This window comes from uncultured Paraglaciecola sp. (genome assembly GCF_963977085.1).
In the GTDB taxonomy this organism is placed as follows: domain Bacteria; phylum Pseudomonadota; class Gammaproteobacteria; order Enterobacterales; family Alteromonadaceae; genus Paraglaciecola.
In genome coordinates, this window is sequence record NZ_CAXBNC010000007.1 from 1 (window position 1) to 14243 (window position 14243).

Annotated in this window: 14 protein-coding genes and 1 pseudogene; 4 read left to right on the forward strand and 11 right to left on the reverse strand. The window is 39.5% G+C overall.

The window, feature by feature from the left end; translation table 11 throughout:
- The first annotated feature begins 210 nt into the window (after positions 1 to 210).
- Complete coding sequence (locus tag AAC000_RS10030) at positions 211 to 1614, forward strand: alanine/glycine:cation symporter family protein (protein WP_339722329.1); 1404 nt, start codon at positions 211 to 213, stop codon at positions 1612 to 1614.
- 421 nt (positions 1615 to 2035) lie between these two features.
- Here the strand turns inward: AAC000_RS10030 and AAC000_RS10035 are convergent.
- From AAC000_RS10035 to AAC000_RS10045, 3 genes and pseudogenes are all read right to left on the reverse strand, one after another.
- Positions 2036 to 2245 (reverse strand): annotated as a pseudogene (locus tag AAC000_RS10035) (hypothetical protein); the annotation flags it as partial.
- A 131-nt stretch (positions 2246 to 2376) separates the two neighbouring features.
- Positions 2377 to 2958 (reverse strand): ankyrin repeat domain-containing protein, encoded by a 582-nt coding sequence (locus AAC000_RS10040; protein ID WP_339722331.1) that lies wholly within the window; start codon positions 2956 to 2958, stop codon positions 2377 to 2379.
- Between the two features lie 125 nt (positions 2959 to 3083).
- On the reverse strand, positions 3084 to 4694 hold the full coding sequence (locus AAC000_RS10045) for a catalase (protein WP_339722333.1): 1611 nt from the start codon (positions 4692 to 4694) through the stop codon (positions 3084 to 3086).
- 463 nt (positions 4695 to 5157) lie between these two features.
- On the opposite strand from AAC000_RS10045, the gene AAC000_RS10050 reads away from it, so the two are divergent.
- Positions 5158 to 5532 carry a GntR family transcriptional regulator gene (locus AAC000_RS10050; RefSeq protein ID WP_339722335.1) on the forward strand — a complete coding sequence of 125 codons (375 nt, stop codon included), beginning with the start codon at positions 5158 to 5160 and terminating at the stop codon, positions 5530 to 5532.
- Positions 5532 to 6446: a DUF6159 family protein gene (locus AAC000_RS10055; protein WP_339722336.1), complete on the forward strand. Its 915-nt coding sequence runs from the start codon at positions 5532 to 5534 to the stop codon at positions 6444 to 6446. Before AAC000_RS10050 ends, AAC000_RS10055 begins: the two co-directional genes overlap by 1 nt.
- A 236-nt stretch (positions 6447 to 6682) precedes the next feature.
- On the opposite strand, the gene AAC000_RS10060 is transcribed toward AAC000_RS10055, so the two are convergent.
- The 5 genes from AAC000_RS10060 to AAC000_RS10080 all read right to left on the reverse strand — a co-directional run bounded on the left by AAC000_RS10060 (position 6683) and on the right by AAC000_RS10080 (position 10583).
- Positions 6683 to 7081 (reverse strand): YkgJ family cysteine cluster protein, encoded by a 399-nt coding sequence (locus AAC000_RS10060; protein ID WP_339722337.1) that lies wholly within the window; start codon positions 7079 to 7081, stop codon positions 6683 to 6685.
- Positions 7082 to 7105: 24 nt separating this feature from the next.
- Positions 7106 to 8119 carry a ribosome biogenesis GTPase YlqF gene (ylqF, locus tag AAC000_RS10065; RefSeq protein WP_339722339.1) on the reverse strand — a complete coding sequence of 338 codons (1014 nt, stop codon included), beginning with the start codon at positions 8117 to 8119 and terminating at the stop codon, positions 7106 to 7108.
- Between the two features lie 59 nt (positions 8120 to 8178).
- Positions 8179 to 8355, reverse strand: a complete 177-nt coding sequence (locus AAC000_RS10070) for a hypothetical protein (RefSeq protein WP_339722340.1) — start codon at positions 8353 to 8355, stop codon at positions 8179 to 8181.
- A 37-nt stretch (positions 8356 to 8392) separates the two neighbouring features.
- Positions 8393 to 9571 (reverse strand): FAD-dependent monooxygenase, encoded by a 1179-nt coding sequence (locus AAC000_RS10075; protein WP_339722342.1) that lies wholly within the window; start codon positions 9569 to 9571, stop codon positions 8393 to 8395.
- Positions 9572 to 9650: 79 nt separating this feature from the next.
- Complete coding sequence (locus tag AAC000_RS10080) at positions 9651 to 10583, reverse strand: DMT family transporter (protein WP_339722344.1); 933 nt, start codon at positions 10581 to 10583, stop codon at positions 9651 to 9653.
- A gap of 128 nt (positions 10584 to 10711) precedes the next feature.
- On the opposite strand from AAC000_RS10080, the gene AAC000_RS10085 reads away from it, so the two are divergent.
- Positions 10712 to 11704 (forward strand): ATP-dependent 6-phosphofructokinase, encoded by a 993-nt coding sequence (locus AAC000_RS10085; protein WP_339722345.1) that lies wholly within the window; start codon positions 10712 to 10714, stop codon positions 11702 to 11704.
- Between the two features lie 16 nt (positions 11705 to 11720).
- Here the strand turns inward: AAC000_RS10085 and AAC000_RS10090 are convergent, their stop codons facing one another.
- From AAC000_RS10090 to AAC000_RS10100, 3 genes are all read right to left on the reverse strand, one after another.
- Complete coding sequence (locus AAC000_RS10090; protein WP_339722347.1) at positions 11721 to 12551, reverse strand: LytTR family DNA-binding domain-containing protein; 831 nt, start codon at positions 12549 to 12551, stop codon at positions 11721 to 11723.
- Complete coding sequence (locus AAC000_RS10095; RefSeq protein WP_339722349.1) at positions 12529 to 13632, reverse strand: histidine kinase; 1104 nt, start codon at positions 13630 to 13632, stop codon at positions 12529 to 12531. The genes AAC000_RS10090 and AAC000_RS10095 overlap by 23 nt, the downstream gene beginning before the upstream one ends.
- Positions 13633 to 13750: 118 nt before the next feature.
- Complete coding sequence (locus AAC000_RS10100) at positions 13751 to 14212, reverse strand: Mpo1-like protein (RefSeq protein ID WP_339722351.1); 462 nt, start codon at positions 14210 to 14212, stop codon at positions 13751 to 13753.
- Positions 14213 to 14243 lie beyond the last annotated feature (31 nt).

The following is a 14243-nucleotide window of genomic DNA, read 5'->3' on the forward strand; positions in this document are numbered from 1 at the left end:
GCCACATTTAAAAAATTTGGTTTTCGTGATAACAGGTATTGATCCTCGACTATGTCGTTGGTTCGAGTCCAGCTACTCCAGCCATATTTTACAAAAACGCCAAGCATTTGCTTGGCGTTTTTGTTTGTATTCATTTTCCTTGAGCTCTAGACATCATTGTTAATAGACGGCAAACTTCCAACACAAATTCAAATACTTGTGAGTTAAACTTTGATTTCCGAAATCGTCGCTTTTATTAATAATATCCTTTGGGGTAACGGCCAAATACTCATTTATATGTTGCTGGCAGCAGGCGTATGGTTTTCCGTAAAGTTGGGGTTTATTCAAATACGCCACTTTGGGCATATGTTTTCGGTCATGAAAGGCAGTAATAAAAGTGACAAAGCTGGTATAAGTTCTTTCCAGGCTTTATGTACCAGCTTATCTGCCAGAGTGGGCACTGGTAACCTAGCGGGTGTCGCTGTGGCTATCTCGTTAGGTGGTTCAGGGGCAATATTTTGGATGTGGGTGATTGCTATCCTTGGTATGGCTACCGGCTTTGCTGAAAGTGTTTTAGGGCAACTCTATAAAGTCAAAGATACCAACGGAGAATATCGCGGAGGCCCTGCCTATTATATTCAACAAGGTCTCAATAAGCGTTGGTTAGCGGTAATATTTTCGCTGTTTTTATTTTTAGGTTACGGTTTTATATTCAGTGCTGTACAAGCCAATACTATTACCGATGCACTTAATCATGCCTATGACATCCCTACCCTTTATTCTGGTTTAGTGATTATCATATTAGCTGGCTTGATTGTAATAGGCGGCTTACGAGCGATTGCAAAGTTTGCCGAATGGGTTGTGCCCTTTATGGCAGTGACCTATGTGTTAGTTACTCTAGCTATCACCTTCTTAAATATAGAATTGGTGCCAGCCATGCTTTGGGACATTATTACTTCAGCGTTTGGACTACAAGAAGCGGGCGCTGGCGCTATTGGTGCCGCATTTAAACACGGAGTGCAACGAGGCCTCTATTCAAACGAAGCAGGCTCAGGTAGCGTACCTCATGCTGCGGCAAGTGCCACTCCGAATCCAAACCATCCTGTCTCCCAAGGTTATGTACAAATGTTGGGAGTGTTTATCGACACTATGATCTTATGTACCTGTTCAGCAGTGGTCATTTTATTAGCTGGCGGTGCATCAGGTGAAGGCATGGAGGGAATACGCCTGACACAAGACGCCATGAGTTCGCACTTAGGCGCCGGAGGCGGAGACTTTGTTGCTGCGGCCATCAGTTTGTTTGCATTTACCTCAGTTGTAGCCAATTACGCTTATGGTGAAAGTAATCTACATATGTTTAAACTCGATAATAAATCTGGCCGAGCGGCCTACACAACCGGTTATTTGTTAATGATTTTATGGGGTTCAATGGCAGCCTTACCCGAAGTTTGGGCAATGGCAGACATGGCTTTAGGTTTAATGACAGTGATCAATATTACCGCTTTGGTTTGGATGACCCCCACTATCGTTTCTATCAGTAAAGATTATTTTGCGAAACGAGACAGTGGTAAAAAAATAACCTACAAAGCCGGCGATTGTGAAATTCAAGGTAAATCAGAAGACGGGATTTGGTAAAACATTGCAAACCAGCAATAGTCAGCGCTTATACTAACAACCATTAATATAATGGAGCTTAATCAAGCTGTTAGAGAGCGATGTGCCAAAACCTGTCATTCCAATGATAGTAAAAAGAAAAAAAATTTGAACCACTGAGGACACGGAGAGCACAGAGGAATAGATATTTAGGTTCATATCAATCTAATCGTTCTTCAATGTGCAGCGAAACGCTCGGCGCCCGACGCTCTGTGTACTCTGTGGTGAGAAGCTTTAGTCTTTTGCTTTTATCTACTGCTTTCTCGACCATAGCTAGTTTCCCTTAGTGCCAGAAGCGGTCATTACCCACTTTTGATGAAAACTCCTACTTCACGCCTATAGCGGTTGTTCAGAGATTAATAATCTGCTCGCATAAATCAGCAGCTCTGCCCCTGCAGATCTTGTCTTGAGTTAAGGTTACTCCGTCAGTGCTGATATCTCGTGCTTCACAAAACTTTCGAATATAAAAGGCAGCACAAAGAGGCATACTTGCTAGAAAATAATCAAAGGGCTCAGGATGAGATTCATCTCCACCTGCACTAGGACTTTGATCACTAATAATGTGATGTTGACCAAAACCTGCCTGAATTTTTTGACTTTCTAAAAAATCAATTTCATTTTTTTATATCACACCTTTTCAATTAAAAATTAAGATTACCTTTCAGTATTCGCCAGACCCAAAAGCAAAAAAGGTTTCACATTAGTGAAACCTTTTAGTTTTAAATTTTGTAAGCAATAACAGGATTAATTAATTGCAGGCTTTTCAGCTAACTGTTTGGCTAATTCGTAGTTGCCTTGGCTTATTGCAATATCTACTAAACTATTGCCAGAACTGTCTTTAGCTTCTAAATCCGCCCCAGCTTCGGTCAATGCTGCAATGGTTTCAGTGCGATTGAATAGTGTTGCAAACATAGCCGCGGTTTGACCGTTTTGATTGGTCTGGTCAATATCACAATCAGCGCCGATTAAGGCTTTTATCGCGCCAAAATTACCTTTAAAAATAGCTCCCATTAAAGCAGTATTTCCTGAATTATCTTCTTGGCAAGCGTTAGCATTGGCTTGTTCAAGTAAATAATTAACGGTAGCGGTTTCACCATGATAAGCCGCTAATATTAAGGCTGTATAGCCTTTTTTATCTGCAACATTTGGGCTTAACCCAGCCCCATAATAAGCTTTTAAGGTGGGCATATCTCCTTGCCTAGCAGCATCGAAATACATTGCTTGTAACTCTTCACTATCAACAGGCTCTGCTTGACCTGAAAATGCTAGAGTAAGCACAAATAGTGTCGTCATGCTTTTAATAGATAGTTGAAAAATTGCCTTCATGATTGCGTCCTCTGTCATAGCGATTGTTTAAAGAAGGCGTGTTGTGATTCAAACACTTCACGCCTTAATGTTAATTTGTTTCCTGCCATTCTAGTAAATTGGCAGTGGCAGGCTGCAAATTGGAGTTATAGAACAGCTTTGTAGTAAATTCGGCTGAAATCATCAGCGACTTTTTTAGCTCGCTTTTCACGCTCAGCTTGTACGTCCATCAACTCCTTAGCTGCAGCTTTCACTTTACTAAGTGGAGCATTAGCTAACTTAGCCACACCGTTACCGTAGTTCTTATCTGCGTTGTACATAAATGCGCTGATAATGACGCGGATCTCTTCTTCGGGTACACCTGCTAGCGTAGTCCCTAGGTTTTCTATCAAGTGCTGCTGTTCAACCTTGCTGAATGAACGGAATTTCTCACCTGCTTGAGCAAAGTTACGTTGCTTATAAAAAGGCGCTTGTTGAGTTGTTCCAGACAAAGGCGTTTGTGCATATTTGTACTGGTTGTCATCATCTAGCGCTATACGGCGACTTGGCTGATAGTTCACATCACGTTTGCTATTAGTTGTACGTAATTTACCGTGTTGCTCATGGTTATCAATAACCGCATTACGTGGTGCATTGATTGGAATACGGTAAGCATTCACGCCAATTCTGTAACGCTGAGTATCAGCATAAGAGAACAAACGACCTTGTAGCATTCTGTCTTCAGATGGCTCAATACCAGGGATCAAGTTGCTTGGTGCAAATGCTGCTTGCTCGGTTTCTTCAAAGAAGTTATCTGGTACACGGTTAAGTGTTAATTTACCAATTTTCTTAGCCGGCACTAAAGATACAGGCCAGATTTTAGTAGTATCTAACGGGTTAAAATCAAAGTCATCAAGTTGCTCTGGATTCATAGTTTGTAAGTATAAATCCCAAGAAGCTGTTTCACCTTTATCACCGATACGGGTATAGATATCAGTAGTCATAGGTTGGAAATCTTTTCCTTGCATGGCTTGTGCTTCTGCAGCGGTGAAGTTTTTCTCACCTTGGTTAGTTTTCCAAGTTAACTTAAAGTATTTTACTTGGCCTTTGTCATTCACAAATTTGAACGCGTGAACACTAGAACCATCCATATTTAGGTAACTTTTTGGTGTTCCCATGTCAGAAAATAAGTGCGTCAACATGTGAGTTGATTCTGGCACGTGAGAGAAAAAGTCAAACAAACGTGCCGCACTTTGTGCATTAGTCACAGGTGACGGTTTCAAACTGTGAACCATGTCTGGAAACTTAATAGCATCGCGAATGAAGAAAATTGGGAAGTTGTTCCCCACTAAATCCCAGTTACCTTGTTCGGTATAAAACTTAACAGCAAAACCTCGAGGGTCACGTAATGTTTCTGGTGATTGGTGACCATGTATTACAGCTGAGAAACGTACAAAGACATCAGTCTTTTTGTTTTCACCTTGGAAAGGTGCTGCAACAGTAATGTCTGATAAATCAACATAGTTTTCATAGTAACCATGAACACCTGTACCTCGGGCATGTACTACACGCTCAGGAACACGCTCGCGATCAAATGCAGCTAGTTTTTCAATTAAATGGCTATCTTGCAGTAAAACAGGTCCCCACGGGCCTGCAGTTTGTGAGTTTTGGTTATCGCCTACTGGCGCACCGTTTTGACGAGTAAGTGTATTAGCACTCGACATAGTCGCTACACTGAAAAGTGTAATTGCTATCATAATTGATGCTTTAAATTTCATGTTACTTCTCCAATTTAGTCTTGTGTGGCTTAAGTTCATTTATGACAAAAACTGAACATAAGCGACTCTTTCGTTTTAAGTTGCGATAATTCACTTTGTCGTTTGTCGCATACATCTCACAATTCGAATTTAAGCTAATCTAGTTGTAATTTTTTGCGGCCTTTCCTTTTGCTTGAGTAAATTATGCTGAGAAAAACAAGTTTGATAAATTGAATTAAATAGAAGGTGACGTTCTAAATTTATGAATCAAGCTTTCTTATAGATGTTAAGCACCCATTAATTAATAGGAATAAATCTAACGAATTAGGATAAGGGAGAGTCTTGACTTTACACATTGAGCACTAACAAAAACCCCCTGAAGGTTTTGTCTAACTTTCGGGGGGCACTTCAACAATTTAGTTGACTATAACAACCTCAGTGTACTAATGTACTATTACAGTGATACGAGAAAGAAGGATGGTTGATGCAGCAATTACTACATATAGAGTACAACTCAGGCATCCCTGTTTATAAGCAGTTGATTAACTTAATAATAACAGCTGTAAATAATGAGCAACTTCTAATTGGTGAAAAATTGCCACCTCTTCGAAAGCTTGCTGAACAACTTGATATCAATGTTAATACCGTAGCCAAAGTTTATAAGGAACTCGAATTAAAGGGAGTTGTAAAAAGTTACGCAGGAAAAGGGTGTTTTATTCTCAAACCTGAAACACAAAGACTTTCAACAAAAGACAAAAGTAAACATATAGAAAGGTTATATAACAACCTATTATCTGAAGCCAAAAGCTTTTCAATCACCGATGATGACGTAAAGAATTTTATTTTAGGGAGATTATAATGTTTAGGGAATTTAAACGAAGTTTAGCAATATTTAAATCATGTTTTGCGGTATTTAAAAACAATCCAAAGTTATTAATATTTCAATTTTTTAACATGTTGCCTGTACTAACGATTTGGGGATTTTTCCTAGTGCCCTTGTTGTCACGTCAAACCACAAGGAATATTTCAAGTAATGGCGATTGGTCTATTTCTTACACCGGAAATGGCATAATTGAGAACGTTATTGAAATTTTATCGGGTATTTCTTTAATAACATATATCGCTATTTATTTGTTTATGATGTTCGTTACTACCTTTATTCATGTAGCCTTTTACAGTGAATTACTTAAATCTATAAATGGACAACCAGTTAGTATTTCCCATGGTTTTCAAACGGCAAATAGAAAGATTAAAGCAATCCTACTTTGGTCTTTACTGTCGGGGCTTGTTGGTGTCGTGATACGTATTTTGGAAGGACAATTCGATTTTATTGGTCGGTGGATTATGGGATTAGTGGGCTTTGCATGGAGTGTGGTCACTGTTTTTTCTATTCCAGTACTGATACGCGAAAAAAACCAATCGAATCCTATCAACTATCTCAAATATTCAGCAAAACTTATTAAAAAAACTTGGGGGGAAGGTGTTATTGGGTTTCTTGCAATTACTGTATTTAGTCGTCTATTAATTCTGGCTCTATTCATCACTCCTATAGTAGTAGGATTTTTTATTCTCTTGGCAGGTTTCAAGGTAGGTTTATTAGTAATGACTCTTGGAGTATTCGTTGCTTTTTTACTCAGCTTTATTGTCATCTATTTTCAATCACTGATGACAAACATATTTCGATGTACCCTTTATGTTTATGCCTCTGAGGGGGTGGTACCAACACCATTTTGTGAAGATGTACTAATAGATTCTTTCAAGCAGAAAGAATGATCATCAGGGATTGATCAACTTGATTATTAAATAATGGAGAAGAGAACCTTATTCATAACGCTTTAACAGCTGTTTAAAGACTCAAAGTTAACACCAAGTGATGGAAGGTTAACGGCAGCTTTCGTTCAATTAAGTCCGTTAGATGAAAAAAAATAAACGCTAGCTACTTATATCCTTACAACAAAGTCGCTCGGTTATTTGATCGACAGTTTTTGTTGGTAACGGCACTTCTGCCGCTAATCAAAACTAGGTCGGCTGTCTTCTAATAACTTATCTAAGTCTTTTTGTGCTTGTTGGGGATTTAACAGATCCCCTTGTTGCAACATCTCGCATTCATCATTGATCATCTGTTTAACTGTCACTGGGTAAAACCGACAGTCTTCAGGGCGGTCGTAGTATATATCACAGGTGTAGATCTTTTTATTCGGTTGTTCAGCATGTTTGCCTTCACGTAAAAAAGGGCACAAAGACAATTGTTTGCCACTTTGTGGTGAAAACCAAATCAAGCCATTTTTAACATAGGCGGCGATATCAGGCTTAAACAGCTCCCACATATCAATATCTTGGTCTGACGCAGACAAATCGCCATTGCTGTATTTAATGCAGCACTTGCCGCAGGAATTACACTCTTGCATCAGACCACTGCATAGATATCATGGTTATTTCCTACGATTAGATTGTTTTTTCATACGTGCAGATTGCTCTGCTCTATCGTTTTGACGCTTTTCTTTGCGGTCCTTTTTATCGGGTGTTAATGAGCCTGTTTTAAAACGTGCTTTTCGATCGATTTTATCCGCAGCCTTTTTCGCTGCGACCTCTGCCATTTCTATGACTTCTTGTTCGATCATGGTGGGGGTTTCTAGGCTAATTCGGCCAATTTTCCCAGAACGTAGTTCGTTAATTAATACTTCACATATTTTATGTAGGTTAACCCGCCCCCCGCTCATCAATGCTCCGCGACGGGCAGCGGCAAGCTCGAGAAACGCAATTTCAGTGTCTGGTATATTGTCTAAATCAAAACGTGCTTTTAGTAATTCTGGATAGCTTTTAATTAAATAATCGGCGGCGAAAAAACCTACGTCGTCGTACTCCATGGCAGTATCTTTAATGGCACCTGTTGAGGCTAGTCGATAACCACTGTTGGGGTTTTCTAATTTTGGCCACAATATGCCAGGCGTATCAAACAACGTAATACCATTACCCAAATTGATACGTTGTTGGGTTTTAGTCACTGCGGCTTCGTTACCTGTTTTGGCAATAACACGATCTGCCAATATGTTGATTAAAGTTGATTTTCCCACATTCGGAATGCCCACTATCATAGTATGGATAGCTTTTACGCTGGCGTCTTTTTCAGGTAACATTTTTCTACATAGTTCCAAGATTTGTTTCATCTTGGCGGGTTCTTCAGTCGTTGCAGCAAAGGTTTTAACTGATCGTTCTCGCTCCAAGAATTCTTGCCATGCTGCCGTGACGTCAGGGTCTGCAAGATCCGTTTTACTCAGTACTTTGATACAAGGCTTATCTCCTCGCAACTGCGCAATCATAGGATTTTCACTAGAATATGGAATACGCGCATCCAACACTTCAATTAGCACATCAACTTGTGGCAATGCTTCTTTAATTTCTTTTTGAGCCTTGTGCATATGCCCGGGGTACCAATGAACTGCCATCTAATCTGCCTATTTAATTAATCTAAAAAACGGGGAAAATAATAATCTGTGTATGGATTTTAGTCAGCGTAATGCATAACCAGTTGGATAATCAGCATTATAACTAACAAAGGTAAGATCCAGCGACCTAACTTACTCATTTGTTCGTTGGACATTCTAAAGTTGGAACGTTCTATCAGAGGAACAATGCCCACTAAGGCAATCACCAATACAGCCAAAATAATTAATACTGTCATCTATTATTATCTCTTTTATTAAATATTCTTTTTTGAGTTATAAACCCATCGCATATTTCATTGCATTGTGTTTTATAGGACCGGCATGATTTGCCAATTTTAAACCTAGATTACGCAACAATTTGAGTGGCAAGTGCTCATTACTAAAGGTGGAATATAACAAATCCATAGCACTCATCATGATTAAATTATCTCTGCGGCGCGCTACTTGATATTGGTTTAACCATTGGCTGAAATGACTAGGCTGCAAAACTGTTGCGTGTTCATGTTTTGTGAGCTCTTCTCGAATAACACTTAGCAAAGCAGCCACGTCTTTAAAGCCCAAGTTTACCCCCTGCCCTGCCAGCGGATTAATGGTATGAGCCGCATCACCAATTAGCACAGTATTACCTTTAAAGTACTGATTGGCGTGCATACGTGTTAAAGGAAAACTCGCCATATCAATCACTTCAAAGTCTACCAAGTCTGCTGGGAAATGCTGCAATATATGTTGCTTTAGCTTGGCTTTAGAAAAACTTTTCAAATGTCGTATGTCTGCTGCGCTGTGATACCAAACCAAGGAGGCAAAACCATTATATAAGGGTAAAAATGCCATAGGCCCTTCAGGTGTGAACTGTTGCCAAGTAATGTCCTGTTGTGAGTCGGTGGTCTTAATTTGAATACCTAGTGCCTGTTGTGAATATTGCCACCCCTGTACACCTATATTGGCAGCATCCCGCACTGCAGAATGACCACCATCTGCCCCTATTAACATTTTAGCCTGAATAACCTGTCCGTCTTCTAGCGTGACTCTCGCACTATCTACAGCGGCTATTTCTGTTACCTTTAGTTTTTTATAAAAAACCACTTTAGAATTAGTCTCAATAACAGTATACAAACCTAATTGTACAAGGCGGTTTTCTATAATATGACCCAGATGTGGCTGTTCGATTTCAGTACAATTAAAATCTGTACGGCAAGAAGGTTTATCCCATACTGACAATCGTTTATATGGGCATAAACGCATATTTTTAATCTCGCTCCATGCACCTAGTTCTTGAAGTAACTTTTCAGAGGTTAAACTGATGGCTGAGACGCGCATATCAGGCGGTTGTTCTGGTTCGAAAGCAGCAGGCATATTAGGCTCTATAATGGCGACCTTGAAACCCATATTGGCCAACCCTAGAGCCATTGCTGACCCCACCATGCCTCCACCCACCACACAAAAATCAAACACTTTGTTTATCCTTTTTTCTACACCTGATTACTTTATCAAAAACAATTAACTACTTATCCTAAAACCATCAATAAGGCCATCACACCACCTTTGCTCTACCTAAAGCCGTTAAGGCTGATCCTGTTATCACCACAGCCGCACCAATATAAGCCCAAGGGTCTAAGTAGCTAGCGGTGAAATGTTGAGGTAACCACTGCACTGCAATTAACATACTTAAAAACGTAAAAATGGGTGACATCGCCAGTACAGCACTGACTTTGGCAGCCTGCCATATATTAAGGGCTTCTGTAAATGCACCATAGGCAACTATGGTATTCAGACAACAAAACAACAACGCTATCACATGAATCATTTGCAGATCCATTAACAAGGACAAAGTAGAAAAAGGCAACAATGCGCAAAAACCAATAATATAAATTAACAAGGTTAACTGTTTTGCAGTGAGTACTTTTAATAAGGGTTTTTGCATCAATGCATAAGTCGCCCAAGTGATCGCGGCGAATAAAATAATTAAAACGCCAGTCGTAAACTCAGTTAGCGACAAAAATAAATCAGCCAGTCTGTCATTAAAAAATAGAATCAAGCCCAATAAAAGCATTACTGCACCACAGATTTCAAATCGATTTAAGCGTTCTTTAAAAAATACCACTCCTCCCAACATCAGCATAAAGGGGGCAGTTTGCATGACTATTGTTGCCGTTTCTGGGTTAAGGTATTCTAAGCCTTGTACGTTGGCCACAAAATTGAGCACTAAAAATAAAGCGGCTACCAACAACCAAATGCTTTTATTTCGCCCCAGAGCAGGTAGCCGTGGCAAAGATTTGCTTTTTAATAATAATAGAAACACAAATATTCCTGCGACAAAAAAACGATACAAAGTAATAGTAACTGCGTCCATTTTTTCTAAACACAGCGTTAAAAAAACGGGTAATACCCCCCACAAAAACGCAGTAGTCAGTGATAGGAAAAAGCCGTACCAATGCCTTGTTCCCTCTATGTTTGTTAGCTTCATTATTTTTCCAAAAAGTGACATTCATTTTATTTAGCTCTGACTAACTGACTAATTTTTCTACAAAAAATCTTGTTTACAGAGTCTTTGCATTCTACCCTAGAATAAAACTATTGATACAAGAGAACGTCATGAAGAAAATCGCTGTTTTGACATCTGGTGGTGACGCCCCTGGTATGAATGCCTGTATTCGTTCAATTGTACTCACAGCAGAACATTATGAGCTTGAGGTGATAGGTTATAAACATGGTTATAACGGCTTAATTGACCAAGAATACAAACTACTGGCTTCTAACAATGTGACCAATATCATTCAGCGTGGCGGTACAATTTTAAAAAGTGGTCGTTGTGATGATTTTCACACTGAAGAAGCTGGCAGAGCGGCAGCCAAAAATTTACATGCATTAAATATAGATGTGTTGTTAGTGATTGGCGGCAATGGTTCTTTTCGTGGTGCTCATCATTTATGTAAGTACTACAAAGGGCAAGTGATTGGCTTGCCTGGCACCATAGACAATGACATTAGTGGCACAGACGCGACTATTGGTTATTATACGGCCATAGAAACCGCACTTGATTCCATCGATAAGGTGCGTGATACAGCAGATGCCTTTGAACGTATATTTTTAGTGGAAGTAATGGGCAGGCACGCTGGGTTTATTGCGCTAAATGCTGCCGTGGCCTCTGCGGCTGATAGAGTATTAGTGCCTGAAGACTGCCTCGATATTGACCTAGAAGTCGACAACATTATCGAACATTTACATGCTGTGTATAGCCAACGAGGCATTTCAAGTTTTATCGTGGTGACGAGTGAAAACTTGTTACCTGGAGGAGTCATTACACTGGCAAAAATGATCTCTGATAAAACTCATATAGAGTGTCGTCCTGTTATTTTAGGACACGTGCAAAGAGGTGGATCTCCGGTTAGCCAAGATAGAATTTTAGCCACAAAATTAGGTGCTTATGCGGTTGAACAAGCCTTAGCTGGGCAAAACAATATCATGGTAGGTGAACACAATAGTCAATTAGTCACGCACCCAATTGAAATGAGTTGGCAACAAAAAAAGCCCCTTGATAACTATTTATTGAAGATCCAACAGCAATTGTTTTATACCAAATCCTAACTCAAGGTCAGCGTAACTATAATTTAATCATCTCTTTCACGCGATCGCGGTGGCTACGACTGACTTTAAGCTCAGTGCCGTTATTTAATATCAGGTGGTATTCGCCACTAATATGACTGACCATTTTTTGCACATACCTTATATTCACAATGGCAGAACGATGAGCGCGCACAAACTTCTTAGGGTCAAGGTCGTTTTCTAATTCTTTCATGGTGCGCCGCATAATATGTGTTTTTTCAGTTGCGTGAACACACATATAGTCACCTGCCGCATCTATCCATTGAATATCACTTATCGCTACGCGGCTAACCTCTGAACCGTCTTTTATTGCTAACACATCAGGATATGAGTTTGTGGTAATACTTTCGCCACTGGCCAGTTTTCGCAGAATATCTTCACAGTCGTCGCCGGTAAAATCAGCAAGCAACCTTGCAAGTTTTTGATTATTTCCATCCTGTTGCTCTCGCTCTAACGTTATGACAACCTTATCCACAGCATCTTTAAGACGTCTTTCATCTACTGGTTTTAATACGTAATCTAAGGCATGCACATCGAAGGCCTTAATTGCATAGGAATCAAAGGCGGTAACAAACACTATCAAAGGCATAGGTTGTTTGAGTTCTTGCAGTTTATTAATGACCTGAAAACCATTTAATCCTGGCATTTGTATATCTAAAAATACCAAATCAGGACGCAGTTGTGGGATCAATGTCACGGCTTCTAAACCATTTTTACACTCACCAACAATTTCAATATTTTCAAATTCAGCCAAACGCAACGATAACCCCTTGCGGGCTAAGGGTTCGTCGTCAACGATGACAGTGCTAATTCTCAATTTTTGATTCATTTGAGTGCTCACTTATTTCATATGGAATACGGATATTTACTTTGATGCCCTTAGGATAATTATGGGAAATAACAAAAGAATAATTATTTGCGTACAAGGCTTCTAATCGGTCTTGGATATTATGCAAGCCAACTCCCCCACTTTTACTGGTAGGCAAATGACCGTTTTTAATCTCAGCCCCAGGACCATTATCACTGACGTTTAACATCAGGTCACGTCCAAAAGTTTTAGCCGAGATACAGATTCGACCACCTTCTTCTAATTTAGAAATAGCAAACTTGATAGAATTCTCAATAATCGGCTGTAATATTAAGCTTGGTACTAGGGCACTTTTAGTATTTTCTTCTATGTCCCAAACCACTGTTAAGCGATCTTCAAATCTGACTTTTTCAATTTCCAAATACAGCTCTAGCGCTTTAATTTCTTGAATAAGAGGAACTCGCCTAATTGGGTCCTTATCTAAAGAGTAACGCAAAAAATCACTCAAACGACTGACCATTGCCTCCGCTGTTTTGTTCTCTTTCATCAAAATAAGGGTTGAAATGGCGTTCAGCGTATTAAACAAAAAATGCGGGTTGAGTTGATACCTCAACATTTTAATATGTGCTTGGTGTGCCATTGAAGAGGCTTTAAGCACATTTTGTTTTTCTCTCAGCAACATCTGATAGTTTTTGACACCAAAATAACCACCTGTCCAACATCCAATCATTATCAAAGAATTGATTGTGTCTTTGAAATACCAATACCATTCATCTGGTCGATAGCCCTTTTTGTAAATTTCCCAATTATTGACGTTTTTAACCAAAGTCCAAATTAAGGCGGTAAAGTATAAGCTTGCACCAATCAGAAACAGCATTTTAAGGGGAGTTAAGGTCAACGCTTTACGATAAACATATCGAAGTGGAATAGTCAGCAACCATCCCGCATAGGCATTAAGTATGATGACAAACAGCCAAATGCTGCGCATGTCTTGCAGAAAAGAGCCTATGTAGTAAACAATGGCGAAACCACACCAGCCCGCAGTATGTAAGGTCCAAAACAACCGCTCACGGCTATCGACTAATTTTTCCCACTTAGGCACATGTTTTCCTGAATAATGGATAGGAAGTAAGTATACAAAAAATAGACCAAGGAAACTCTCCCTTGGTCTTAGATTAGTGGTGTTTTATCGCAACTATTTGTAGATTGGGAAGGTAAGATTAGTAATTGATATTTAAACGTTTTAACCAATGTACCCACCACCAGGCAGGTCCCACCAGCAAAAATTGTAGATCTTTTAAAAAACTGGGTTTTTTGCCTTCTATGTTGTGACCAACAAATTGCAAAATCCACATCACCACAAACAAAACAAGGCTAAACTTCCAAACAGAAATATCCAGTGACACCAGCAATTGTATGCCGAAATACGACACTATTGATAAGAGTGTCATAGCCGCACCTATGGGTCCTGACAATCGAAAATAATAATACAAAGTGGGGATAACCAGAACATGTACCCAAGTGATACCAAAATAGTCTAAAAAAGCTGGTGTAGGAATAGACCAAACAAGCGCCAATGTAACAAAGTAAATTGCTGGAACTGCTATAGCGTGGATAAGAATATTGGTTTTATTTTTGTGACTTTCGCCATATTCATTTAACAAAAACTCGATTTGACGCATGTAAACCTCATTGATATTTTATTAACACTAA

Coding starts and splice junctions, on each gene's coding strand:
- AAC000_RS10050 (WP_339722335.1), top strand. CDS start 5,158: ATGCAGCAATTACTACATATAGAGTACAACTCAGGCATCCCTGTTTAT.
- AAC000_RS10100 (WP_339722351.1), bottom strand. CDS start 14,212: ATGCGTCAAATCGAGTTTTTGTTAAATGAATATGGCGAAAGTCACAAA.
- AAC000_RS10045 (WP_339722333.1), bottom strand. CDS start 4,694: ATGAAATTTAAAGCATCAATTATGATAGCAATTACACTTTTCAGTGTA.
- AAC000_RS10040 (WP_339722331.1), bottom strand. CDS start 2,958: ATGAAGGCAATTTTTCAACTATCTATTAAAAGCATGACGACACTATTT.
- AAC000_RS10080 (WP_339722344.1), bottom strand. CDS start 10,583: ATGAAGCTAACAAACATAGAGGGAACAAGGCATTGGTACGGCTTTTTC.
- ylqF (WP_339722339.1), bottom strand. CDS start 8,119: ATGGCAGTTCATTGGTACCCCGGGCATATGCACAAGGCTCAAAAAGAA.
- AAC000_RS10070 (WP_339722340.1), bottom strand. CDS start 8,355: ATGACAGTATTAATTATTTTGGCTGTATTGGTGATTGCCTTAGTGGGC.
- AAC000_RS10085 (WP_339722345.1), top strand. CDS start 10,712: ATGAAGAAAATCGCTGTTTTGACATCTGGTGGTGACGCCCCTGGTATG.
- AAC000_RS10090 (WP_339722347.1), bottom strand. CDS start 12,551: ATGAATCAAAAATTGAGAATTAGCACTGTCATCGTTGACGACGAACCC.
- AAC000_RS10060 (WP_339722337.1), bottom strand. CDS start 7,081: ATGCAAGAGTGTAATTCCTGCGGCAAGTGCTGCATTAAATACAGCAAT.
- AAC000_RS10055 (WP_339722336.1), top strand. CDS start 5,532: ATGTTTAGGGAATTTAAACGAAGTTTAGCAATATTTAAATCATGTTTT.